Annotated in this window: 22 protein-coding genes and 1 tRNA gene; 10 read left to right on the top strand and 13 right to left on the bottom strand. The window is 62.1% G+C overall.

What is annotated here, in order from left to right:
• Positions 1 to 14: 14 nt before the first annotated feature.
• The gene (gene parC, locus LB516_RS04055) at positions 15 to 2,267 is read right to left on the bottom strand and encodes a DNA topoisomerase IV subunit A (protein WP_224718985.1); all 2,253 of its coding nucleotides are present in this window, start codon (positions 2,265 to 2,267) and stop codon (positions 15 to 17) included.
• A 331-nt stretch (positions 2,268 to 2,598) separates the two neighbouring features.
• Between parC and LB516_RS04060 the strand changes: the two genes are divergently transcribed.
• Positions 2,599 to 3,789 (top strand): hypothetical protein, encoded by a 1,191-nt coding sequence (locus LB516_RS04060; protein WP_140718259.1) that lies wholly within the window; start codon positions 2,599 to 2,601, stop codon positions 3,787 to 3,789.
• A 226-nt stretch (positions 3,790 to 4,015) separates the two neighbouring features.
• On the opposite strand, the gene aspS is transcribed toward LB516_RS04060, so the two are convergent.
• Positions 4,016 to 5,803, bottom strand: coding sequence for an aspartate--tRNA ligase (gene aspS / locus LB516_RS04065; protein WP_224719178.1), 1,788 nt, complete (start codon positions 5,801 to 5,803; stop codon positions 4,016 to 4,018).
• 188 nt (positions 5,804 to 5,991) lie between these two features.
• Between aspS and LB516_RS04070 the strand changes: the two genes are divergently transcribed.
• Entirely contained in the window at positions 5,992 to 6,411 is a 420-nt protein-coding gene (locus tag LB516_RS04070; RefSeq protein WP_224718986.1) for a hemin receptor, read from the top strand.
• A gap of 222 nt (positions 6,412 to 6,633) precedes the next feature.
• Positions 6,634 to 7,785: a ribonuclease D gene (gene rnd / locus LB516_RS04075; protein WP_140720801.1), complete on the top strand. Its 1,152-nt coding sequence runs from the start codon at positions 6,634 to 6,636 to the stop codon at positions 7,783 to 7,785.
• Positions 7,786 to 7,832: 47 nt separating this feature from the next.
• Here rnd and LB516_RS04080 read toward each other — a convergent pair whose 3' ends face one another.
• The 5 genes from LB516_RS04080 to LB516_RS04100 all read right to left on the bottom strand — a co-directional run bounded on the left by LB516_RS04080 (position 7,833) and on the right by LB516_RS04100 (position 11,187).
• Positions 7,833 to 8,252 carry an MAPEG family protein gene (locus tag LB516_RS04080; protein WP_140720803.1) on the bottom strand — a complete coding sequence of 140 codons (420 nt, stop codon included), beginning with the start codon at positions 8,250 to 8,252 and terminating at the stop codon, positions 7,833 to 7,835.
• Positions 8,253 to 8,277: 25 nt separating this feature from the next.
• A complete protein-coding gene (locus LB516_RS04085) occupies positions 8,278 to 8,820 on the bottom strand; it encodes a hypothetical protein (protein WP_224718987.1) in 543 nt (180 codons plus the stop codon).
• Between the two features lie 31 nt (positions 8,821 to 8,851).
• The gene (gene guaB / locus LB516_RS04090; RefSeq protein WP_015318286.1) at positions 8,852 to 10,354 is read right to left on the bottom strand and encodes an IMP dehydrogenase; all 1,503 of its coding nucleotides are present in this window, start codon (positions 10,352 to 10,354) and stop codon (positions 8,852 to 8,854) included.
• A gap of 135 nt (positions 10,355 to 10,489) precedes the next feature.
• Positions 10,490 to 10,945, bottom strand: coding sequence for a PIN domain-containing protein (locus LB516_RS04095; protein WP_140617088.1), 456 nt, complete (start codon positions 10,943 to 10,945; stop codon positions 10,490 to 10,492).
• The gene (locus tag LB516_RS04100; RefSeq protein ID WP_140617089.1) at positions 10,942 to 11,187 is read right to left on the bottom strand and encodes a type II toxin-antitoxin system Phd/YefM family antitoxin; all 246 of its coding nucleotides are present in this window, start codon (positions 11,185 to 11,187) and stop codon (positions 10,942 to 10,944) included. Before LB516_RS04100 ends, LB516_RS04095 begins: the two co-directional genes overlap by 4 nt.
• A 241-nt stretch (positions 11,188 to 11,428) precedes the next feature.
• On the opposite strand from LB516_RS04100, the gene LB516_RS04105 reads away from it, so the two are divergent.
• Positions 11,429 to 12,850: an MFS transporter gene (locus LB516_RS04105; RefSeq protein ID WP_140617090.1), complete on the top strand. Its 1,422-nt coding sequence runs from the start codon at positions 11,429 to 11,431 to the stop codon at positions 12,848 to 12,850.
• Positions 12,851 to 12,982: 132 nt separating this feature from the next.
• Here the strand turns inward: LB516_RS04105 and LB516_RS04110 are convergent, their stop codons facing one another.
• Positions 12,983 to 13,780: an RlmE family RNA methyltransferase gene (locus LB516_RS04110; protein WP_224718988.1), complete on the bottom strand. Its 798-nt coding sequence runs from the start codon at positions 13,778 to 13,780 to the stop codon at positions 12,983 to 12,985.
• Positions 13,781 to 13,805: 25 nt separating this feature from the next.
• Positions 13,806 to 15,224: a Ppx/GppA phosphatase family protein gene (locus tag LB516_RS04115; RefSeq protein ID WP_263492389.1), complete on the bottom strand. Its 1,419-nt coding sequence runs from the start codon at positions 15,222 to 15,224 to the stop codon at positions 13,806 to 13,808.
• Positions 15,225 to 15,519: 295 nt separating this feature from the next.
• Between LB516_RS04115 and LB516_RS04120 the strand changes: the two genes are divergently transcribed.
• The 4 genes from LB516_RS04120 (at position 15,520) to LB516_RS04140 (ending at position 17,642) form a co-directional block, all read left to right on the top strand.
• Positions 15,520 to 16,452, top strand: a complete 933-nt coding sequence (locus LB516_RS04120; protein ID WP_015318292.1) for a lysylphosphatidylglycerol synthase domain-containing protein — start codon at positions 15,520 to 15,522, stop codon at positions 16,450 to 16,452.
• A gap of 3 nt (positions 16,453 to 16,455) precedes the next feature.
• Positions 16,456 to 16,617: a hypothetical protein gene (locus LB516_RS04125; protein WP_181171197.1), complete on the top strand. Its 162-nt coding sequence runs from the start codon at positions 16,456 to 16,458 to the stop codon at positions 16,615 to 16,617.
• Positions 16,618 to 16,630: 13 nt separating this feature from the next.
• Positions 16,631 to 16,704 (top strand) — tRNA-Gln (locus LB516_RS04130).
• 377 nt (positions 16,705 to 17,081) lie between these two features.
• The gene (locus LB516_RS04140) at positions 17,082 to 17,642 is read left to right on the top strand and encodes an EF-hand domain-containing protein (protein WP_224718989.1); all 561 of its coding nucleotides are present in this window, start codon (positions 17,082 to 17,084) and stop codon (positions 17,640 to 17,642) included.
• A gap of 312 nt (positions 17,643 to 17,954) precedes the next feature.
• Here the strand turns inward: LB516_RS04140 and LB516_RS04145 are convergent, their stop codons facing one another.
• The 4 genes from LB516_RS04145 to LB516_RS04160 all read right to left on the bottom strand — a co-directional run bounded on the left by LB516_RS04145 (position 17,955) and on the right by LB516_RS04160 (position 19,725).
• Complete coding sequence (locus LB516_RS04145) at positions 17,955 to 18,236, bottom strand: hypothetical protein (RefSeq protein WP_224641529.1); 282 nt, start codon at positions 18,234 to 18,236, stop codon at positions 17,955 to 17,957.
• Positions 18,236 to 18,478, bottom strand: a complete 243-nt coding sequence (locus LB516_RS04150; protein WP_224718990.1) for a hypothetical protein — start codon at positions 18,476 to 18,478, stop codon at positions 18,236 to 18,238. Before LB516_RS04150 ends, LB516_RS04145 begins: the two co-directional genes overlap by 1 nt.
• Before the next feature lie 278 nt (positions 18,479 to 18,756).
• The gene (locus LB516_RS04155) at positions 18,757 to 19,233 is read right to left on the bottom strand and encodes a hypothetical protein (protein ID WP_224718991.1); all 477 of its coding nucleotides are present in this window, start codon (positions 19,231 to 19,233) and stop codon (positions 18,757 to 18,759) included.
• Between the two features lie 9 nt (positions 19,234 to 19,242).
• Entirely contained in the window at positions 19,243 to 19,725 is a 483-nt protein-coding gene (locus tag LB516_RS04160; RefSeq protein WP_140874334.1) for a YidB family protein, read from the bottom strand.
• A gap of 350 nt (positions 19,726 to 20,075) precedes the next feature.
• On the opposite strand from LB516_RS04160, the gene LB516_RS04165 reads away from it, so the two are divergent.
• Complete coding sequence (locus LB516_RS04165; RefSeq protein WP_224718992.1) at positions 20,076 to 20,708, top strand: hypothetical protein; 633 nt, start codon at positions 20,076 to 20,078, stop codon at positions 20,706 to 20,708.
• 131 nt (positions 20,709 to 20,839) lie between these two features.
• A complete protein-coding gene (locus LB516_RS04170) occupies positions 20,840 to 22,525 on the top strand; it encodes a hypothetical protein (protein WP_224718993.1) in 1,686 nt (561 codons plus the stop codon).
• Positions 22,526 to 22,553: the final 28 nt, after the last annotated feature.

A 22,553-nucleotide genomic window follows, 5' to 3' on the forward strand; every position in this document is an offset into this window, starting at 1 on the left:
GAGATCGGCAGCTTCTAGCCGAACTTCCCAGTCCTTGGGAATCCCTTAGGCACCATCCGTCCCGCCGACGCCCGGGCGCCGATCCATTCAGCCAATTCCTCGCGCGACCGGGTGAAGGTACGGTCGGCCGAATCCTGCCAGGAGAGACCGGTCTCCAGCGTGAACGGCTTGAGGTCGAGCAGGCCGCCGTCCTTGTATTTCTGCAGCCGCACACCCTTGCCGCGACCCATCTCCGGAATTTCCGAGAGCGCGAACACCAGCATCTTGCGGTTCTCGCCGACGATGGCCAAGTGATCGCCGGTGACCGGCACGCAGCGCTTGGCCTCGTCCGGCGCCTTGACGTTCATCACCTGCTTGCCCTTGCGGGTGTTGGCGACCACCTCTTCCTCGGGAACGATGAAGCCGTTGGCGTCGAAAGAGGCGAGCAGCAGCTTGCGCTTGGGATCGTGGACGAAGGCGGTGACGATGTCCTGGTCATTGTCCATGTCGACGATGATGCGGATCGGCTCGCCATGGCCGCGGCCGCCCGGCAGCCGGTCGGCGCCGATCGTGTAGAACTTGCCGCCGGTGGTGAAGACCAGCACCTTGTCCGTCGTCTGGGCATGGAAGGCGAGCTTGAGGCTGTCGCCCTCCTTGAAGGTCAGCGTCGAAAAATCGGCCAGATGGCCCTTCATCGCCCGCAGCCAGCCTTTTTCCGAAACCACCACGGTGACCGGCTCGCGCTCGATCATGGCGTGCGCGATATCGGTCAGGTCGTGCTCGGGCGCGTCGGCGAACTGCGTGCGGCGCTTGCCGATCTCGGTCTCCGGACCGAACTTGTCGCGAACCTGAGTGACTTCCCACTTGATGGTCGACCACTGCTTGGCATCGGACGCCAGCAGTGCCTCGATCTGCTTCTTCTCCGCGGTCAGGCCGTCGAATTCCTTGCGGATCTCGAATTCCTCCAGCTTGCGCAAGGCGCGCAGCCGCATGTTGAGGATCGCTTCGGCCTGGGTGTCGGTGAGCGACCAGCGGGCCATCATGACCTGCTTGGGCTCATCCTCCTCGCGGATGATCCTGATCACCTCGTCGATGTTGAGATAGGCGATCAGGTAGCCGGCAAGGATTTCCAGCCGCCTCTCGATCTCGTCGAGGCGAAATTTCGAGCGACGGATGAGGACGTCGCGGCGGTGGTCCAGCCATTCCTGCAGCACGCCCTTCAGCGACAGCACGTTCGGCACCTTGCCGCGCGACAGCACATTCATGTTGAGCGGGAAACGGCTTTCGAGCTCGGTCAGCTTGAACAGCGATTCCATCAGAATGCCTGGGTCGACCGAACGGCTCTTCGGCACCAGCACGACGCGGATGTCCTCGGCGCTTTCGTCCCTGATATCCTCGAGCAGCGGCAGCTTGCGGGCCATCAACAGCTCGGCGATCTTCTCGATCAGCCGCGCCTTCTGCACCCCATAGGGGATTTCGGTAACGACAATGCTCCAGGTGCCCCTGCCCTGGTCTTCCTGGTTCCATTTCGACCGCACGCGAAACCCGCCGCGGCCGGTCTCATAGGCTTCGAGGATCGAGGCACGGCTGTCGACGATGATGCCGCCGGTCGGAAAATCCGGACCCTGGACGAAATCCATCAGCTTCGCCACCGGCGCATCGCGATGCTCGATCAGATGCAGCGCCGCGTCGCAGAGCTCTGCGGCATTGTGCGGCGGGATCGAGGTCGCCATGCCAACCGCGATGCCGGACGAGCCGTTGGCCAAGAGATTGGGGAAGGCACCGGGGAGCACGACCGGCTCCTCGTCCTCTTCATTGTAGGTCGGCCGATAGTCGACCGCGTCTTCGGTGATGCCGGCAAGCAGATCGGTGGCCACATCGGTCATACGCGCTTCGGTGTAGCGCATGGCGGCGGCGTTATCGCCGTCGATGTTGCCGAAATTGCCCTGGCCGTCGACCAAGGGGTAGCGCATCGAAAAATCCTGCGCCAGCCGCACCAGCGCATCATAGATCGACTGGTCGCCATGCGGGTGGAACTTGCCCATCACCTCGCCGACGATACGAGCGCATTTGGCGAACCCCTGGTCGGGGTTGAGGCGCAACAGGCGCATGGCGTGCATGATGCGGCGATGGACCGGCTTCAGTCCGTCGCGCACATCCGGGAGCGCCCGGTGCATGATGGTCGACAGCGCATAGGCGAGATAGCGCTCTTCCAGCGCCTTCTTGAGGTCGACTGGTTCGATATGATCGCCGCCGCCATTGTCAGGCGGCAAAAGCCTTTTTCCCATGGGCTGCACCTAGCCGAGCGGGTGATTCGCGGCAAGAGGCGCGCACCGGAGCAGTCGATTTGCGCGCAATTCTGCAACAGAAAACCGCAAGGTCGAGCTTGCCGGCCAACATCAATCTGTTACATGCCGCATCTATTGCGAAGCACGCTGGCGGCTCGACCTTCATGCCAAATTCACTGCATTCTCCAATAGCGGTCGGATCGGGTTTGCCTTTCAGCGCGATTTTCGACCATTGTGCCGGGACACGCCTTTCTCCCGTCCAGTTCGTCACGGAATGGTGATGGCGCAAAGAATTGAAAAATAATTTCAGGACACTCTCAGGGACCTTGCGATGACAATCAACCGCTCAACTCTCCGGAAATTCGCACTTTCGACCTTCTTGCTCACGCTGCCGCTGAATGCGGCCCTTGCCCAGGACGCGGCGGTCGCGGACCGGCTGAAGGCAGCACTCTCCGCCCAGGGCGTCGACATCTCTTGGACCGGCGTGACCGGCGACAACACCAGCATGGTGCTGCAGGGCGTGTCCGTGAAACCGGCCGCGGAAAAGGAAGCGCTGACGATCGGCGACGTCAAGCTCGAGAACATCACCGAAGCCAATGGCGGCTATGATATCGGCACCGTGTCGACCTCGGCCTTCGAACACAGCAAGGACGGCGTCACCCTGGATCTCAGCCCCTTCGTCATCCACGACATGACGGTGCCGGCCGACGGCTCCACCAGCCCGCTTGGCTCGCTGATGATGTACAAATCCGCTGAACTCTCGAACATGACGGTCAAGGTCGCCGACAAGACCGCTTTTTCGATGGACGGGCTTGCCATCCAGATCACGCCGCCCGCCGACGGCAAGGCGATGGAATTCACCGCCAACACGGAGAAATTCACGGCCGATCTCTCGCTGGTCGAAGACCCCAAGTCCAAGGAGGTCATCAACGCGCTCGGCTACCAGAACATTTCGGGCAATCTTGAAATGGCCGGCACCTGGCAGCCGTCGGACGGCAAGATGGAGCTGTCGAAATACGACATATCCGTCGAGAATGCCGGCACGCTTGGCATGACCTTCGACCTCGGCGGCTACACGATCGACTTCATCAAGTCGCTGCAGGAGATGCAGAAGAAGATGGCCGCACAGCCGGAAGGCGCCGACAATTCAGCGCAAGGCATGGCCATGCTCGGCCTGTTGCAGCAGCTTTCGTTCAACAGCGCATCGATCCGCTTCGACGACGATTCGCTGACCGGCAAGGTGCTGGACTATGTCGGCAAGCAGCAGGGCATGTCGGCCAAGGACATCGCCAACCAAGCCAAGGCAATCGTGCCGTTCGGCATGGCGCAGCTCAACAATCCCGAGCTGACGGCCCAGGTTACGGCGGCGGTCAGCAAATATCTCGACGATCCGAAGAGTCTCGAAATCTCGGCCGAGCCGCCGGCATCGGTGCCGTTCGCGCTGATCATGGCGGGCGCCATGTCCAACCCGCTCGACCTGCCGAAGACGCTCGGCGTCAGCGTCAAGGCGAACGAGGACTGATCGAATTAGCTGCCTTCTCCCCGTCACTATACGGGGAGAAGGTGCCGGCAGGCGGATGAGGGGCAGCGCCGACGCTTGCGAATATGAATTCCAGTCTGAAACGATTGCCTGTCAGAAGGCCTCGGCTGCTACGATCGCTCGCAAATCGCCAGCCCGCGCTGCCCCTCATTGTCCTGCCGGACATTTCTCCCCGTATAGTGACGGGGAGAAAGGGCAGTTGCACCCGTCAGTCCTTCTTGGTCGGCGCTACCCGCAGCGCCAGTTCGCGAAGCTGCTGCGGCGAGGCTTCCGACGGCGCGTTCATCAACAGGTCGTAAGCCTGCTGGTTCATCGGGAACATGGTGATTTCGCGCAGGTTCTTCGCGCCGACCAGCAGCATGACGACGCGGTCGACGCCGGCGGCCATGCCGCCATGCGGCGGCGCGCCATACTGGAAGGCACGGTAGAGGCCGCCAAAGCGCTCCTCGACCGTGGCGCGGTCGAGCCCGACCGTCTCGAACGCCTTGACCATGGTTTCGGGCAGATGGTTGCGGATACCGCCACTGGCGATCTCGAAACCGTTGCAGACCATGTCGTACTGGAAGGCCTTGATGCCGAGCAGATCCTCGCCGTTCAGCGCATCGATGCCACCCTGCGGCATCGAGAACGGGTTGTGGGCGAAGTCGATCTTCTTCTCCTCCTCGTTCCATTCGAAGAACGGGAAGTCCACGATCCAGCACAGTTCGAAGCGTTCGCGGTCGACGAGGTTCAGCTCCTCGCCGGCACGGGTGCGCGCCGCGCCGGCGAACGACACGAACTTCTTCGGATCACCGGCGACAAAGAAAGCGGCGTCGCCGTCGGCAAGACCGAGTTGCAAGCGGATCGCCTCGGTACGTTCCTCGCCGATGTTCTTGGCGAGCGGGCCGGCGCCTTCGAGCTTGTCGCCTTCCTTGCGCCAGAAGATGTAGCCCAGCCCCGGCTGGCCCTCGCCTTGCGCCCAGCTATTCATGCGGTCGCAAAAGGCGCGGCTGCCGCCGGTCTTTGCCGGAATGCCCCACACCTCGGCCTTCGGATCGTTGGCCAGGATGTTGGCGAACACCTTGAAGCCGGAATCGCGAAAATGGTCGGAGACGGCTTGCATCTCGATCGGGTTGCGCAAGTCCGGCTTGTCGGAGCCGTATTTGCGCATGGCGACATCATAGGGGATGCGCTGGAATTTCTGCGTCACCGGCTTGCCGTTGGCGAAGGTCTCGAAGACGCCGCGCATCACCGGTTCCATGGTCGACAGCACGTCGTCCTGCTCGACGAAACTCATTTCGAGGTCGAGCTGGTAGAATTCGCCGGGCAAGCGGTCGGCGCGCGGGTCCTCGTCACGGAAGCAGGGCGCGATCTGGAAATAGCGGTCGAAGCCCGACACCATGATCAGCTGCTTGTATTGCTGCGGCGCCTGCGGCAGCGCGTAGAAGGTGCCGGGATGGATGCGCGACGGCACCAGGAAGTCGCGCGCGCCTTCCGGCGACGAGGCGGTCAGGATCGGCGTCGAGAATTCGGTGAAGCCGACCTCGCCCATGCGCTTGCGCATCTCGGCGATGATCTTCGTGCGCGCCACGATGTTCTTGTGCAGTGTCTCGCGGCGCAGGTCGAGGAAGCGGTATTTCAGCCTGATGTCCTCGGGATAATCGGGCTCGCCGAACACCGGCAGCGGCAATTCCTTGGCCGCCGACAACACCTCGATCTCGCGGGCGAAAATCTCGATCTCGCCGGTCGGCAAATTGGCGTTCGTGGTCTCGGGCAAGCGCGCCTTGACCTCGCCATCGACGCGGATCACCCATTCGCCGCGCAAGGTCTCGGCGATCTTGAAGGCAGGCGAATCGGGATCGGCGACGATCTGGGTCAGGCCGTAATGGTCGCGCAGGTCGATGAACAGCAGGCCGCCATGGTCGCGCACGCGATGCACCCAGCCCGACAGGCGGACGGAATTGCCCACATCGCTCTTTCTCAACTGGGCACAGGTATGGCTGCGGTAGCGGTGCATGGTCATTGGTAAAGTCCGGATGCTGGGGTGCGGGCTGAGGCCCGGCTCGAAATTGGCGCGAAAAGCGCATGAGAGGCCGGCTTTGTCAAGGCAAGCGGATGGTTTGGGCCATCGCCGGACCTTGAGCGGCATTGTCTGAAAAAGCGTTTCCTGTGAAGATGCCATTCGACGCAATCCGGAGACGCCCGATGCCAAAACGCACGCTCCCATCCGGCATTGGGCCACATAACCACCGCGAGCTGGAACTGATGCTCAGCGGCATGAAGCCGATGGCCTTGTTCGCGGCGGAAGCGGGAATGGACGCCGAAGACATTGGCGACGCGCAATTCAAGCCCTTCGTCGATGAAGGGCGTATTCTCAAATTCACCTATGTCGACCCTGTAACCTCCATCGAAGAGCGTCGCTACTGCCTGCCGACCGAGGAATGGCGCTGCAAGCTCAGCCTGCTGATCTCTCGAATGTGCCGGAGCGGAGAGGCCTTTGGCGTCTTCACGTCAAATGATCTGGCGAGACTGGAAGGCACACTTCTTGGCTATCCCAAAGAAAATATCGAAGCGTTTGTCACGTATGCGGCATCGATGAAAGCGCTGAACGTCGACGCAGATTGAATGACCGCCTCCCGGCGGAGACTCAATCCGGCGGGGAATGTTCCTGCGGCCAAGGCTGTCGCTTCGCCGCACCTGTTGTGAATTTCGGCCAGTTTCGCTCGGCCGAGTGACAAAAACGGCGATTCCGGCGGCCCAGCCGCGTCACGACGCCGATACCGGCGCTTGACGAAAGCCTTCCCGGCTGAAATCTAGGAAGACCCTACTCCTGCCAAAAGCGATTTGATGCACGTCATCACCACCCAGAAAGAACTCGAGACCGTTCTCGCCGCTTTCGAAAAGTCGGATTTCGTCACCGTCGACACCGAATTCATCCGCGAAACGACCTTCTGGCCAATCCTGTGCCTGATCCAGATGGCCGCGCCCGGCGTGACCGCGCTGATCGATCCGCTGTCACCTGACATCGACCTGGCTCCCTTCTTCAGGCTGATGGCCAACGAGGCGGTGGTCAAAGTCTTCCATGCGGCGCGCCAGGACATCGAAATCATCGTCCATCTCGGCGACCTCGTTCCGCACCCGGTGTTCGATACCCAGGTGGCGGCGATGGTCTGCGGCTTCGGCGACAGCGTTTCCTACGATCAGCTGGTACAGCGCATCACCGGGGCGCGGCTCGACAAGTCGTCGCGCTTCACCGACTGGCGCCATCGGCCGCTGTCCGACAAGCAGCTTGATTACGCGCTGGCCGACGTCACCCATCTGATCGAGGTCTATCAGCATCTCAACGCCGAGCTGGCGCGGGAAAACCGCGCTCACTGGCTGAATGAGGAGATGGATGTCCTGACCTCGCGCGAGACCTACGATCCGCACCCCGAGGATGCCTGGAAGCGGCTGAAGATGCGGCTTCGCAAGCCCCAGGAACTGGCGATCGTGCAGGCCGTGGCGGCGTGGCGCGAACGCGAGGCGCGCGAGCGCGACGTGCCGCGCGGCCGTGTGCTCAAGGACGACGCGATCTACGAGATCGCGCAGCAAGGACCGCGCGATGCGGCAGCCCTTGCCAAGCTGCGCACCACGCCAAAAGGCTGGGAACGCTCCTCGACGGCGACGGCATTGCTCAGCGCGGTCAACACCGCGCTCGCCCTGCCCAAGGAGCAGATGCCGAAACTGCCGAAAAACTTCCAGCCGCCCGAGGGCTCGAATGCGGCCGCGGAACTGTTGAAGGTCCTGCTCAGGATCGTCGCCGAAAAACAGGGCGTCGCCTCGAAGGTGCTGGCCTCCAGCGATGACATCGATCGCATCGCCGCCGAGGGCGAGGATGCCGATGTGCCCGCGCTGCAAGGATGGCGGCGCGCCGTGTTCGGCGAACACGCGCTGAAGCTGGTACGCGGCGAGATCGGCATCAAGTTCGACAATCGCAAGATCGCGGTGTTCGATCTATAGGCGCCGGCCTTTCCCTCTTCCTTTTTCGAGAAGGTGATTAGCGCAGCTCATACGATCGCGAGCAAGTGCAGGGCCAGCCAGATCCAGCCCAGCGCCAGCACCACCGCGCCCAACCCGAAGGAGCGGTTGCGCACCAGCAGCTTGTTGCTGGTCAGGTGAAACCAGGCGTGAAAATAGCGCGACGCGACAAAAATCCACATCAGTGCGAGGGTGATGTAATTGACGCCGTTGGTCATGTGCAGTGTCAGGCACAGCACGTAGAAAAGCACCGGCAGTTCGAATTGGTTGATCAAATTGTTCGCGACGGTGACAGTTGAGGCCGGCTCGGTCGAACGAACCTTGTACTGGCCGACCTTGGCTTCACCCGACTTGACAGCAAAATAGCGGCGCCGGCCCATGACGATATAGACGATGTAGATCAGCAGCACGTGAGCCAGCACAGGCCAGAAGATCGTGGTCTGGTTCATGAAGCCGCCCCTGCCCTGCTCCGCTTCAACTCCGACGTCTTTGGCCTGCCAGCCAGAAAGCGGCAATGACGATGACCGGGACGGCGAGAAGCGCGAATTTGGTGACGATCAGCGCCGAGGCAAAGGACAGCGAGTCCGGGTTGGCGTAGAGGAAATCGGACAGAAGGCGCGCCACGGCGATGTTCTGGGCGTAGTCGGCGAGTGTATAGGGCAGCACCAGGATCAGCGCGAAGACCGCCTGCATCTGCGCCGGCAGCACGCGGAAATTCTTCAGGCGCCGGCCAGTTGCCAGGATCAGGCTGACCAGCGTCAGCGACAACAGCGCCGGAAACAGAAGATCGAAGGTCAGGTAGTGCCAGACCAGGATGATCTCGCTGCCGCGCCGGCCAAGCGCCGTCAGCCAGGCCATGCCTTCGTCGGGCGTGAATCCGAAATAACGCATGTCGAGCGAAGCCAGGCCCCCGCTCAGTCGACGAAAATAGAAGAACTCCATCCCCGTCATGGCGACAAAAACCGCCACCGAGAGGAAGCAGAGCGCCCCCACATGACGCGACAAGCGCAGCACCATGGCGGTCAAGTTCGCCCAAAGCCCGGAAGAATCAGGCTCCGCCGGGATAGTTGGGGCTTTCGCGGGTAATCGTGACGTCATGGGCGTGGCTTTCACGAAGTCCGGCGTTGGATATGCGCACAAAGGTGGCGCGGTCGCGGAAATCGGCAAGGTCGCGGCCACCAACATAACCCATAGCGGCTTTCAGCCCGCCCGCAAGCTGGTGCAGCACGCCAGACACAGGTCCTTTATAGGGAACCTGCCCTTCAATGCCTTCCGGCACCAGTTTCAGCGTGTCGCGCACCTCGGCCTGGAAGTAGCGATCGGCGGAGCCCCGCGCCATGGCGCCGACCGAGCCCATGCCGCGATAGGCCTTGAAGGAGCGGCCCTGGTGCAGATAGACCTCGCCCGGGCTTTCGTCGGTTCCGGCAAGCAGCGAGCCGATCATGGCGGCGCTGGCGCCGGCGGCGAGTGCCTTGGCGAGATCGCCGGAATATTTGATGCCGCCGTCGGCGATCACCGAGGCGCCTGATTTGTGCGCTGTCTCGACCGCCGACATGATGGCCGAAAGCTGCGGAACGCCGACCCCAGCCACAATGCGGGTGGTGCAGATGGAGCCCGGGCCAATGCCGACCTTGACGGCGTCGGCGCCGGCGTCGATCAGCGCCCGTGTGCCTTCCGCGGTGGCGACGTTGCCGGCCAGGATGCGCACGGAATTGGAAAGCTTCTTCGCCCGCGTCACCGCGTCCAGCACACGCTGCGAGTGGCCATGCGCTGTGTCGATCACCAAAAGATCGACGCCGGCCTCGATAAGACGCTCGGCGCGCTCGAAGCCGTCATCACCGACACTGGTGGCGGCCGCGGCGCGCAGGCGCCCCTGCGCATCCTTGGTGGCGTGCGGGTTGAGTTGCGACTTCTCGATGTCCTTGACGGTGATCAGCCCGACGCAATTGCCCGTTTTGTCGACCACCACCAGCTTCTCGATGCGGTGCTGGTGCAGAAGCCGCTTGGCCTCGTCCTGGTCGACGTTCTCCTTGACCGTGATCAGGTTCTCACGGGTCATCAATTCGTAGACCTTTTGCGCCGGATCGGAAGCGAAGCGCACATCGCGGTTGGTCAGGATGCCGACCAGCCGGCCGGTCTTGTGGCCACCGGCGCCGCCATTCTCGACCACCGGAATGCCCGAGATCGAATAGGTGCGCATCAGCGACAATGCGTCGGCGAGCGTGGCGTCGGGCCCGATCGTGACCGGGTTGACCACCATGCCGGATTCGAATTTCTTGACCTGCCGCACCTGCTCGGCCTGTTCGGCGGGCGAGAAATTGCGATGGATGACGCCGATGCCGCCGGCCTGCGCCATGGCGATGGCAAGCCTTGCCTCGGTGACCGTGTCCATCGCCGCCGACAGGATCGGCACGTTGAGGTCGATGTCGCCGGCGATGCGAGTGCGGATGTCGGTCTGGCCGGGCATGACCTCGGAATGACCAGGCTGCAAAAGCACGTCGTCAAAGGTCAGCGCCAGTGCGCCGGTGGACGTTTCGATGATTTTTGCCATGGCCAGCCCTTTGAATGCGAAAAAGCGCTGGACCGGAATGGACAGCGCCGACTCGTTATTCCCTTTCAGGATTGGCGGTGGCTGGTAACACGTCGCGGGACGGATGAAAAGCCGATCGTTGCGTCGTTCCGCGTTCTAGTCGCCAGACTTCCCCGCTAGAGCATCAAGCAATGGGTGACGCGGCGCTGCGAAAGGACTGACGACAGTGACCGCGCCCCATGTGAAGCCGTCTTGCAGATCTTCCGAGACCAGCAGCCGACAGCCAGCTTGCGAGGCCGTGGAGAGAATGACCGAGTCCCAAATGCTGAGTCGATGATCGGTAGCCAGATCAGCGGCCATCATCATCACGTCCTGCGTCGTCGCGGCAACGGAAAATGCGTCGCTCCAGCTCAGAAGGGCATCCCGTGCCTCCAGGGGCGGTCTTCCTGCTTTGCGGACCAAAACGTTGAAGAGTTCACCAAGAACCTGAACAGGAATAACCGCGTCATCTTGCCGGAGATCGCGCAGCAATTCGAGAACGATGTCGCGCTTCTCCGCACCGTTCACCCCTTCCGCGTAAGCAAGGATATTCGTATCGAGCGCGATCTTCAATGCTCGTCCTCATAAAGCTCATCGCGCGTCCACTGCCCGGCATTCATGACAGGCTGGCGCTCAAGGCGCGACAACAACGCCGCGCGCGATCGGGCAGCCACACCCTCCTGATGATCCGCGGGCACGATCCGAGCGACCGGACGCCCGTGACTGGTCACCACGTAGCTTTGTCCTTCGCGAACGCCGCGCAGTAGGAGAGAAAACCTGCGATTGGCATCGGCCGCCGAAACACCTTTTTCCATGGCAATGTCCCCATAGTAGTTATATTCACTACAATAATGATGTGTGTCGTTCCATGCAAGGTGTCCCTTGCCTGGCAGGGATCTCTGCCGGCATGGGGCATGCCAAAGCGAAAGGCCGCATCCTTGCAGTCGCACAAAAGTGACAGCAATTTAACACGACATCACCCTCTGGCCGTGATAACCGCCCTGCGTGCCGGCTTGCCCCAGCCGACGACACAGAGAATCAGTCCGGACGCGTCTTGTGAACCGCACCATTCCGCTCATATTGGCGGTCGCTCTCTTCATGGAAAACATGGATTCGACCGTCATCGCGACATCGCTGCCGGCGATCGCCATCGACATCCACACCAGCCCGATCGCGCTCAAACTGGCGCTGACGGCCTATCTGGTGTCGCTGGCGATCTTCATTCCAATCAGCGGCTGGATGGCCGATCGCTTCGGCGCCAAGACCATCTTTCGTGCCGCGATTGCAGTGTTCATTGCCGGTTCGGTGGCGTGCGCCCTCTCCGGTTCGCTGCCCGCCTTCGTGGTCGCGCGTTTCCTGCAAGGCATTGGCGGCGCCATGATGACCCCGGTCGGGCGCCTGGTTCTGGTGCGCGCCACGCCCAAGAGCGAACTGGTCGCCGCCATGTCGTGGCTGACCGTTCCCGCACTGGTCGGCCCGCTGGTGGGTCCGCCGATCGGCGGCTTCATCACTACCTACTTCACCTGGCACTGGATCTTCCTGATCAACGTCCCGATCGGCCTGATCGGCATTTGGCTTGCCACTCGCTTCCTGCCGGAAACCGAGGCAACCGAGACGCCGCCGCTCGATTTCGTCGGTTTCGTCCTGAGCGGGCTGGCCGCTTCCGGCGTCGTCTTTGGCCTGTCGGTGGTCAGCCTGCCTTATCTGCCGCCGGCGACGGGCTTCATCACGATCGCCGTGGGACTGCTGTCGGGCGCGCTCTACCTCATGCATGCGCGCCGCGCCAAAAATCCGCTGCTGGCGCTCGAACTCTTCCGTAACCAGGTGTTCCGGTCGTCGGTGCTTGGCGGCTCGCTGTTTCGCATCGGCATCGGCGCCGTGCCGTTCCTTTTGCCGCTGATGTTCCAGATCGGTTTCGGGCTGACACCATTCCAGTCCGGCATGATCACCTTTGTCTCGGCGATCGGCGCCATCGGCATGAAATTCGTCACCGCGCTGATCTTCCGCGTTGTCGGCTTTCGCCGCGTGCTGATCGTCGGCTCGCTAGTCGCTGCCGCATCGATCGCCATCTACGGCCTCTTCACCCCTGAAACACCTTATGCGCTGATGCTGGCCATATTGCTGGTCGGCGGCTTCATCCGCTCGATGTTCTTCACCGGCGTCAACGCGCTCTCCTATGCCGAGGTGTCGGCCGAGGATACCAGCAAGGCAACGCCGATCACGGCGGTGTTCCAGCAGCTCTCGATCGCGCTCGGCGTGGCGCTCGCCGGCGGCATTCTGGAAGTCTCGACCTCGATCCATGGCGGCCCGCTGACGCTGCGCGACTTCCATACCGCCTTCTTCATCGTGGCGGCGGTGTCGGCGGCGGCGTCGCTGTCGTTCATGCGGATGGCGCCCGACGCCGGTAACGCCGTCTCCGGCCATGGCCGGCTGACGACGCCGAAGACGCTGGAACCCGTCAGATCGCCGGGAGAGTGAGGCAAAGTCGCCGTAGAGCGATCAGCCGCGGCGTCCCCGGCCCTTCGCCATGGCTCCGGGCGCTCGAGTCCTTCGGAACGTCCACTGGACGTTCCGATCCGCCTGGCGGCGGACCGGCGGGGGGCTGGCCGTTCAGCCGTCGGCGTCCCCCGGCCCTTCGCTATGGCTCGGGGCGCTCGAGTCCTTCGGAACGTCCACTGGACGTTCCGATCCGCCTGGCGGCGGACCGGACTCTCGCCCCTTAAATTCCTTGGCCAACAGATAGAGCTCCACCGATTCATCGCGTGAGGCCGGCGGCTTGACGTGATGGACGGAGCGGAAATTCTTCTTGAGCATCGAGAGCAACTCATTTTCGGCGCCGCCCTGGAAGGTCTTGGCGAGGAAATGGCCGCCCGGCTTGAGGACCGACAGCGCGAAATCGGCCGCCACCTCGCACAGATGCATGGTGCGGATATGGTCGGTCCGCTTGTGGCCGGTGGTCGGCGCCGCCATGTCGGACAGCACGACATCCGGATCCCCGCCCAACGCTTCGGCCAGCCTTTGCGGCGCGTCGGCGTCCAGGAAATCCATCAGCAGCACCGGCGCACCGGGCACGGCGTCCATTTCGAGATAATCGATGCCGATGACATGCGGGTTTTCGGCCGTCGATTTCGTGCGCGCGGCCGCGACCTGGCACCAGCCGCCGGGGGCGGCACCCAGATCGATTACTTTCATGCCGGGCTTCAAGAGGTGGTGCTTGTCGTCGATCTCGATCAGCTTGTAGGCCGCGCGCGAGCGATAGCCGTCGGCCTTGGAGCGCTGGACATAGGGATCGTTGATGTGGCGCTGCAGCCAGCGGCGCGACGATTCCTTCAGGCCGCTTTTCTTTTTGATCCGCGTCTTCAGCACGCGAATGCTGGCGGATCCTGGCTTTTCTGGTTTCTTCGTCATTGCCTGATTTCTTGTTTGAGCATGATCATGATGCCCTGGCACGCCCGTCATTGCGCCAGACGCCGTCATCGGCCATCAGCTCACTCAATATTCCTTCGCGCAAGCCCCGGTCGGCGACGCGCAGCCGTTCCGAGGGCCAGACGGCGCGGATTGCTTCGAGGATGGCACAACCGGCCAGCACGAGATCGGCGCGGTCGGCGCCGATGCAGGGGTTGGCGCAGCGCTGCTGGAAATCCCAGCCGACCAGTTTCTCCACCATGCGGTCGACGCTGTCGCGGTCCATCCACAGGCCGTCGACCCGTCGGCGATCGTAGCGCTCGAGGTCGAGATGGACGCCGGCCAGCGTCGTCACCGTGCCCGAAGTGCCCAGCAGATGAAAATTCGGGCCGGCCTTGAGATGGCTCAACCGATCGCGGCCATCGAAAGCGGCCAGCCTGCCGGCGACGTCGTCGACCATGGCGGTGAATATCTCGCGCGTCACGGTGCGGCCGCCAAAGCGTTCCGCCAACGAGACGACGCCGACCGGCAGCGAGGTCCATGAGACGATGTGATTGGCCAGCCGCGGCGAACGGCGGCCGGTGAGATCGATCAGGGCGATCTCGGAAGACCCGCCACCGATGTCGAACAGGACGACGCCCTGCGTGTCGCGCTCGACCAGCGAACCGCAGCCGGAAACCGCGAGGCGGGCTTCGGTCTGGCGGTCGATGATCTCGAGCTTCAGGCCAGCCTCGCGTTCGACGCGATCGAGGAACTCCACGCCGTTTTCGGCTGTTCGGCAGGCTTCGGTGGCGATCAGCCTTGCCTTCCTGATCTTGCGGCCGCGCAATTTATCGCCGCAGACCTTCAGCGCCTCGACCGCGCGGTCCATCGCCGGCTGACCGAGCCGGCCATTGGCGGTGAGCCCCTCGCCCAGCCTGACGATGCGCGAGAAGGCATCGATGACGCGAAACTGGCCATGACGCGTGGGAACGGCGACCAGCAGCCGGCAATTGTTGGTGCCGAGGTCCAGCGCGGCGAAGACGGGAAGCTCGTGCACCGGCGGCCGGCGGTGGCCTTGTTCGGGGCGAGGCAATGAAGCGGCGGGCGAGATTGTCGCCGCGGCAACAGGCTTCAAATCCACCGCCGCGACATGAGCCTTGCCTTGCACCGGCGATTGATTGTCCCCTGGGCGCGCCTCGTCACGCGCAAAAACCTTGCGTCCACGCCTTCGCTTGCGCCGTTTCTTGGGCTTGCCCTTCTGGGTCGCGTCGCCAGCCTGCCCATTCACGGAGCGAGGCTCCGTTGGGCGGCGTTGCTGCCAACCGGCTGTCCCCGGGCCTGATGGTCCCAGGGAAGCGCTGGACGCGCCCACCTCCGGCGCGCCTGCGCCGGTGTCGCGGTCTTCCACTGTCGTTCCTTCCGGCGCCGCGCGAACCGGTGAAGGACGCAGCAGGCGCTTTGGCATGTTTCAAGTTGCCGCCAGACTAACAGCGCCGTGCCCGATCACCAAGAGCCGCATGCTGAATTTTGCCGGCTGGGTGCGCGGGCCTGTTTTTGCACTGGCGTAATGTACCGGCAAGGCTGGGCTGGTAGCGAAACACCGTCGCGGCGCGCGGCAAACAGGGACGGCGTCAGGCGCGACAAGTGTTCGCGGTTGAATAGCCGGCTTCAATGAGGCATCTCTGAAATGAATGGGAAATCCGGGGCGGACGGCCTCTCGACGGAAAGGAAGCGGATACGCAACGCATGGCAGTCGGGCAATGAACTGGAAACGCTATTTCTGGCCGGTCGTCGGCATCGGCGCGGTGATCTTCTCCCTGCTGCTGCTCTGGCATGAATTGCGCGGCATCTCGCTCGACGACGTCTGGGATGGGCTGGCGGCCATTCCAACTCGTGGCTGGATGCTGGCGGGCTTGAGCTCGGTCGTCGCCTATGCCGCGCTCGCCGGCTACGATCACATCGCGCTGCTGCATATTGGCAAAAAGGTGTCGTGGCTGTTCGTGACACTCTGCTCCTTCACCACCTACGCGCTGTCGCACAATATCGGCGGCTCGGTGTTCTCCGGCGCCGTCATTCGCTACCGTGCCTACGGCACAAGGGGGCTGACCGGCCAGGAAGTCGGCGTGCTGGTGGCGATCTGCTGGATAACCTTCGTGCTGTCGACGTTACTGGTCTCCGGCCTTGTGCTGGTGTTCGAGCCGCGGATCATCGACCGCTTTTCCGGCATTGCCCATCACGGCCTGTCGGAGGCGGCAGGCATTGCGATGCTGGTCCTCATCGCAGCCTATGTATTCGGCAGTTGGCTGCACCTGCGCCCGCTGAGGATCGCCGGGTTTCAGTTGCACTATCCGGCGCTGCCGATCGTCGCCAGGCAGTTGCTGATCGGCCCGATCGAACTGCTCGCGGCCGCGGCGATCATCTTCTTCGCCCTGCCCGAGGTGCACAATCCCGGCTATTTCGTCGTGCTGGGCGTCTTCCTGGTCTCCTTCTCGGTCGCCCAGATTTCGCACGCGCCAGGCGGCCTCGGCGTTTTCGAGGTGGTGTTCCTGGCCGGGCTTTCCGACATGGACCCGGTCGGCGTGGTGGCGGCGCTGCTGGTGTTCCGGCTGTTTTATCTCATCGTTCCGCTGTTTCTGGGCCTGGGCATCGTGCTGTTCTTCGAACGCTCGCAGTTCAGCCGCAAGGAGAGCTGAGGCTTGGAGATTCGCACGCCACGGGAAAAGCTGGTGTTCGGAACCGGTGATGAAACCTGGCAATTGAACCGCAAAGCAGACTTGACTATTTTCCACTGGCGGCTACAAGGCAGCGCTCAAGCGGCTCAGCCGCTCAGCCCGCGCGGTTTTCACTTTTTACAGTGATAGTCACGCCTGCTGGGGAATAGGTTAACGGTAGACCCACGGACTCTGACTCCGTTAGTCCTGGTTCGAATCCAGGTTCCCCAGCCACACCTCTTTAATCGTTGTTTTCAGTTTCGCCCCGGCCGGCTCGCATGAGGCCGCCGCATCTGCCGATTCGCAAGTCCACGAGGTGAGATTGTCGTTCGCAAGAAGCTGACGCGTGGGCGCGTGCTGCCATTCTTCGAGGGCCTGCCACGCTGCCTGGTCGGGATCGAAGCCTGCAGCTCATTGCATTGTTGGGCGAGAATTGACTGCACGTGGCCATGACGTGCGGCTGCTGTCGGCACAGTATGTTGAAGCCCAGACTCCATGGTCGTGTAACTTCATCGTGACCCGATCTCCAGGAGGAACAATCGGAATGAACTCCAAGTTGGGGGCCAGCCAATCAGCTTGAGGCAGACCACGACCAACCAATGGAGCATGTCATGAGATTTCCACGCTGCACGACCACCGCGGCCGCCGCTTTGATGTTCGCGGCCTTCCCTGCGCTCGCCCAGACGAACGGAACACCTGCACCAACCCCGGCGACCCAACAGCCCGGAGCTGGGCAACTGCCGGATGTGAGCGGACAGACGGGTGGGCCGACGCATGAAATGATTCGCCAGATGATTGAGCAAGCCGTCCAGGAGAGAATGCAACAGGATCGGAGCTTTAACGAAGGTAACAATCGGCAAGAGGAGGGTGACAACCGTCAAGAGGAAGCTTCCCGTCATCGAGACGGTTGGCAGCGGCACCGCAATGGCGGCCCGGCCGGTGAGCATGGAATGCTCGGAAATCATGGTCCTCGCATGATGCGCGGCACCGGGATGCGACTTGTACTGGCGCTTCTGGACACGGATGGTGACGGATCGCTGTCCGAGAACGAGGTCCAGGAGGCTGTCGGCAGAATCTTCTCTGCAATCGACCAGAACGGTGACGGGAAGATCGACATGGATGAAATCCAGTCCTTCTCGCATGGCTCTGGCGGTCGTGAAGAAATGCCGTGATTGGCTAGTGTCTTAGCTTGAAATCCGGCTAGTCAAAAAGCGGCTCGGAGTTTGGCGAACGCCACAGGCGCCATGAGGCGCTTTGGGGAGAGGCAATACGGCCGCCGGCGCGTTCTCCCCCCGAGCACGCTGCCGGTTCCCAATCGTCCATCCAGTGACCTGAGGTCAAGTTGATCGGGGCATCCGGCCAGATGTCCTCACATGGATCCGTTCAAGGCGGTCATCCGTAAAGCAGTCTGATCGAGCGAGGCCGGGCCAGCCGTTAGGACTCGCAGACACAGTCGGGCCAGTCTGTCACCGACAAGCCGCCCCTCAAGAACTGCAGTCCGACTTTACCAGCAGCGCGCCATGTTTCGCCCAAAGTTGCTCACATTGTTTCGCCCTCAAGTTTGGCGCTCCCGCAACTCCATGAAAGATTATCGCAGAACGAACGTCGTAGCCCAATACCGACGCGTTGGCCAAAAAGTGAACTGCCTCTCCAAGACGGCGAAGTTCAAGGGCGGCTTCTTTCTTGTTCGCTGCGTCGAATACACCGAGGACCTGCACTTCATCATCGCGTGAGGCCAATATGGCGGCCATGGCCTCGTCACTCATCACCCCCACGACTGTTCACGCGGTTGCTGCTGAAGAAACCCACCGCTACCCAGTACGCTGATGCTCGATGCATGCCGGCAACGGTTTCTTCTTTCATCGTCGCTGGCTCTTGCCGAGAACCAAATAGCGGCGGCCTTTGTCAGACCAATGAGGCACTCACCTGCAAACTCGGCCGGTTCGTCGCTCGTGGTGTCGAATACCGCCCATGTGTCGCAGGGTTCCAGAACGGGGAAGAATTTCATATTAGTCTCCGCTAATTTTTCTCCCAACATTAGCGGAACCACTTTGTTCCCGGAGCTTCGATGCCGTGCTCACGTGTACCCGTCTCGACGATGCCGGCAGCGAAGGGCCTCCCCGGCGAGCGGTCGCGTCCAGGGCCGCGACTCTCAAGCGTGGGCAGCCAGGAGGCGCACAACCGTTGACGTCGGGCTTTGATCGGACTGGCCTCTGAAGATCGATACGATGCCCTACCAGCAGGACATGCAAGCAGCGCCATCCAGCCGTGTCGTATACAGCTTGGTTAACAACCATCGGCCCTTAGCGATCTTACCATGCGAACGACAGTGGGATCGTAGGGGAGCTTTTCGTCACGACTATAGGTGGCCGTAAACAATGCCGCGCGGCCGTCGCATACTTTGACGGCCCGGACATACAGTATCTGGCCGTCCTTCAGCCCAGAATAGCTGGCCCATTGCGGGGTCACTCGCTTATAGGTCAACCTCCAGCCGTCGTGCTCATTCACTGCCATGCGATGCTCTATCTCGGTGCGAAAACTCGCCTTGCCGAGTTGCGCCCCCCATACTGCGAGAAACGCTTTGTTTTTGCCCTCGAAGGCTGCCCCTTGGTCGGAGCGCTGGGTAAGTACAAACCCCGGGGGGACATCGAACACGAAGCCGAGATGTTTGATCCCGAAGCCCTGCCATCCCTGAGCACCGAGCAGCGACGTGGGCACCATGGTGACAAGTAAACTCAGCAGAATATGGGGACCATCTCTCATAGCCTGTTCCTATTGCTTCGGCGTCCCGCTCCCTGTCCGTGGCACGTCGTCTAGTAGGGTCGGCTCGACCGAGTCGTTCGTTCGGTGATCTGCTGGCAGCTTGCCGTTTGGGGTCATCTGGTTAACGGCGTCCGGCAGATCCCTGGTGATCCTCGCAATGAGCTCCTCGCGCGAGAGGCCAGTCTGCGTTGAAAGTGCCTCCAGCGTCTGCGCGTCAATAGCCTTTTCCACCTCATGAGGCTCGATCGGCTCGTTCGGCCCGGTGCCAACCCAGGAGTCCACCTTCGGGCCAGCACCTGCATTTTTAAAACGGTCGAGAATATCGCCAAGCGCGGTGCCGGCAACGCCCTTGGACACCTGGTCCAGTATCCCCCCTTGCGGATTGTTTGCATCGCGCTCTCCCGCTCCACGGATCATCTCTGCGATCTTGTCGCGGTTTTGATAAGCCAAGACCCCCAGCATAGCGATCGCAAGTCTTCCAAGATTGGCCACTCGTTCCTCCTGTGGTCTCGAGCTTGGAGAAGCTCTCGGCCTGCCAAAAGTTCCGCATTGGCCACCAAACCTTAGGTGGATACCTCCGGACGTGCACATGAGGTGGGCAAAGGCGCCAGGAAGTCGATGCCTCACAAACCCGAATCTAGTATCCTACTTTGTCCATAAGCACCGCAATTCAGGCTGAGGCGCGACCCAGAAAGTTCGAAAAGCTTCCAGGAACCCCAGCCAAGCATTTTTCAATGAAAATGGTCACTTAGCGAAAATCGGAACCGGAACACTTATCTGGTGCATAAATCCGGCACATCGCTGTCGCCACGCTTCGCGAACAAATCCTGCAAGGCCGCCTGATGATCACTGACACCGAGTTCATTGTCGAAGGCATCAAACAGGGCTGCGTGGTGCTTGCCGATGGCGAGTTCTTTATCGACAGGCTGGTGAAGTATGTCGGCAATGGGAGGATCCGCTGGCATGTCGAATTCCGCGGACATCGCATCGAGCTGACGACCGGCCAGCTCAAGAAGCAGCCTACCTTCCGACGGAAGATGCTCGAACAGGCCGGCGTGCTGCCGCCCCAGCGTCCCGGGGCCAACTACAGGCGATGGGCTCTCGATCTGAGGAGGAACGCCATCGAGCTTCCCTGGCGGGAGAGACCGGTCGATGCCGGTTTCGCCGTAGACAGGCTTGTCGGTCATGAGGGCGACCGCTGGACGGTTGAATACCAAGGCAAGGCAATCAAGTTCACGACGACCAAACTGCGCAGGCAAACCAGCTTCCGCAAGAGGATGCTGCTGAAGGCCAAGGTGCTGCCGCCCCGGATGGACCCGGTTGCCTATCGGAAGTGGGTGGATTGGCTGATTCAAAACGCCACCGAGGCCGCACCGCGGGCCGGCGATGCCGTAATGACCGAGAAAAGTTGGCTTGACGACCTGCCGGAGTTAGGCGGCTGGCAAGACGAAGCGGCGCCCGAGGCAACCGACTAGAACGGCGCTGCCGCTCTTCACATTCACCCCAAAACCATGGTGTTTGCCATGGCTACGAATTTCGGAACACATTGATGGCGAAGAATCTGGCCAGGGCTTGGCTCGCGGCGAACCAGACTTGAATGAGACCCATGGATCGCTTCAATCTCGGCGCTTACCGCCGCCCGATCTCCACCCGCTCCACCGAGACCCAGCGCTGGTTCGATATCGCTCTGAACTGGTGCTACGGCTTCAACCATGAGGAAGGCATCAAGTGCTTTGAGATGGCGCTGGAGACCGATCCGGACTGCCCGATGGTTCATTGGGGCATCGCCTATGCAGCCGGGCCTTTCTACAATCTGACCTGGAAGGAGCATGGCGAGGCCGAGGCAAACAGCGCGACGAAGCGTTGCTTCGAGCATGCCCAGCTCGCGCGCGCCAGTGGGGCTGCAGCCAGCGAGGTCGAAAGGCAATTGATCGAGGCATTGGCTTGCCGTTTCCAGAAACCGCATCGGGTGACGCCACAGGAATTCGAGCAATGGAACGACGCCTATGCCGCCGCGATGCGGCGGGTCTATCAGAATTTTCCCGACGATCATGATGTGATGGCGCTTCTCGTCGAGGCGCTAATGATGCGCACGGTGCGGCTCCTGTGGAATCTCAAGACCGGTGAACCGGCGCCGAATTCCGACGTCGTCGAAGCGCTGGAGGTTTGCGAGCGGTCAATCCTGCTCGCAGACGAGGCCGGCACCGCCCAGCATCCGGCGATCGTCCACCTGCACATCCATCTGCTGGAAATGTCCACCATCCCGGAACGCGGCATGCGCTCGGCCGATCTGCTCGGCGAGATGTGCCCCGATGCCGGGCACATGAACCACATGCCGGGGCATATCTATGTGCTGTGCGGCGAGTATGAGAAAGCGAAGCTCGCCAGCGAAAAGGCGGTTCGGGCCAACGACCTTTATATCGCCTACGCCAATGAGCCGACCTATTATCTGCTCGGCTGCTGCCACGATCTGCACCTGATGATGTTCACCTGCATGTTGTCGGGCCAGTACCAGCCAGCGCTGTGGGCCGCCGACAAGGTGCGCAGCCTGGTGACGCGTGACGTGGTCGCCATCCAGGATCGGCCCAAACTCACCCAGACCGTGGAAGGCTATCATGCGATGAAATCGCACGTGCTGGTGCGCTTCGGTCGCTGGCGGGAAATCATCGACGAGCCGGCAACCGAAGAGCCCGGCCTCTATGTGCTGACGGCGGCCATGCAGCATTACGCCAAGGGCGTGGCGCATGCGACGCTGAGGCAATTCACCGACGCCGAGCGCGAGCGTGAACGCTTCCACCAGCATCTCGAAGGCATTCCAGCCGAGCGGCGTTTTCTCAGCAACCCGGCCCGCGCCTCGCTTGCCGTCGGTGCCGCCTTGCTCGACGGCGAGCTTGCCTACCATCAGGGCCTGCACGAGCAGGCCTATGGCCATCTCAGGCACGCGGTCGAGCTGGACGACAATCTGTCCTACACCGAGCCGTGGGCGTGGATGCACCCGCCGCGCCATGCGCTGGCGGCGCTGCTTCTCGACCAGGGCCACGCGCAAGAGGCGGAGCAGGTCTATCGCGACGATCTCGGCCTGAGCGGCAATGTGCAGCGCTGCGCCCGGCACCCGGACAATGTCTGGGCGCTGCACGGGCTGGTGGAATGTTTGGGGCGGCGCGGCGAGAGCCAAGAGCTGCCTGCACTGCAGGCAAAACTCGCCACGGCGCTGGCCAAGGCCGATGTGCCGATCAGCTCATCGTGCCTGTGCCGGACGGGCGTGCAATCGGCACTCAGCTGTTGTCCTTGATGCCCATCGCACCCTTCCCGGGCAGTTC

It is taken from the genome of Mesorhizobium sp. CO1-1-7 (genome assembly GCF_020164885.1).
GTDB classification, from domain to species: Bacteria; Pseudomonadota; Alphaproteobacteria; order Rhizobiales; family Rhizobiaceae; genus Mesorhizobium; species Mesorhizobium australicum.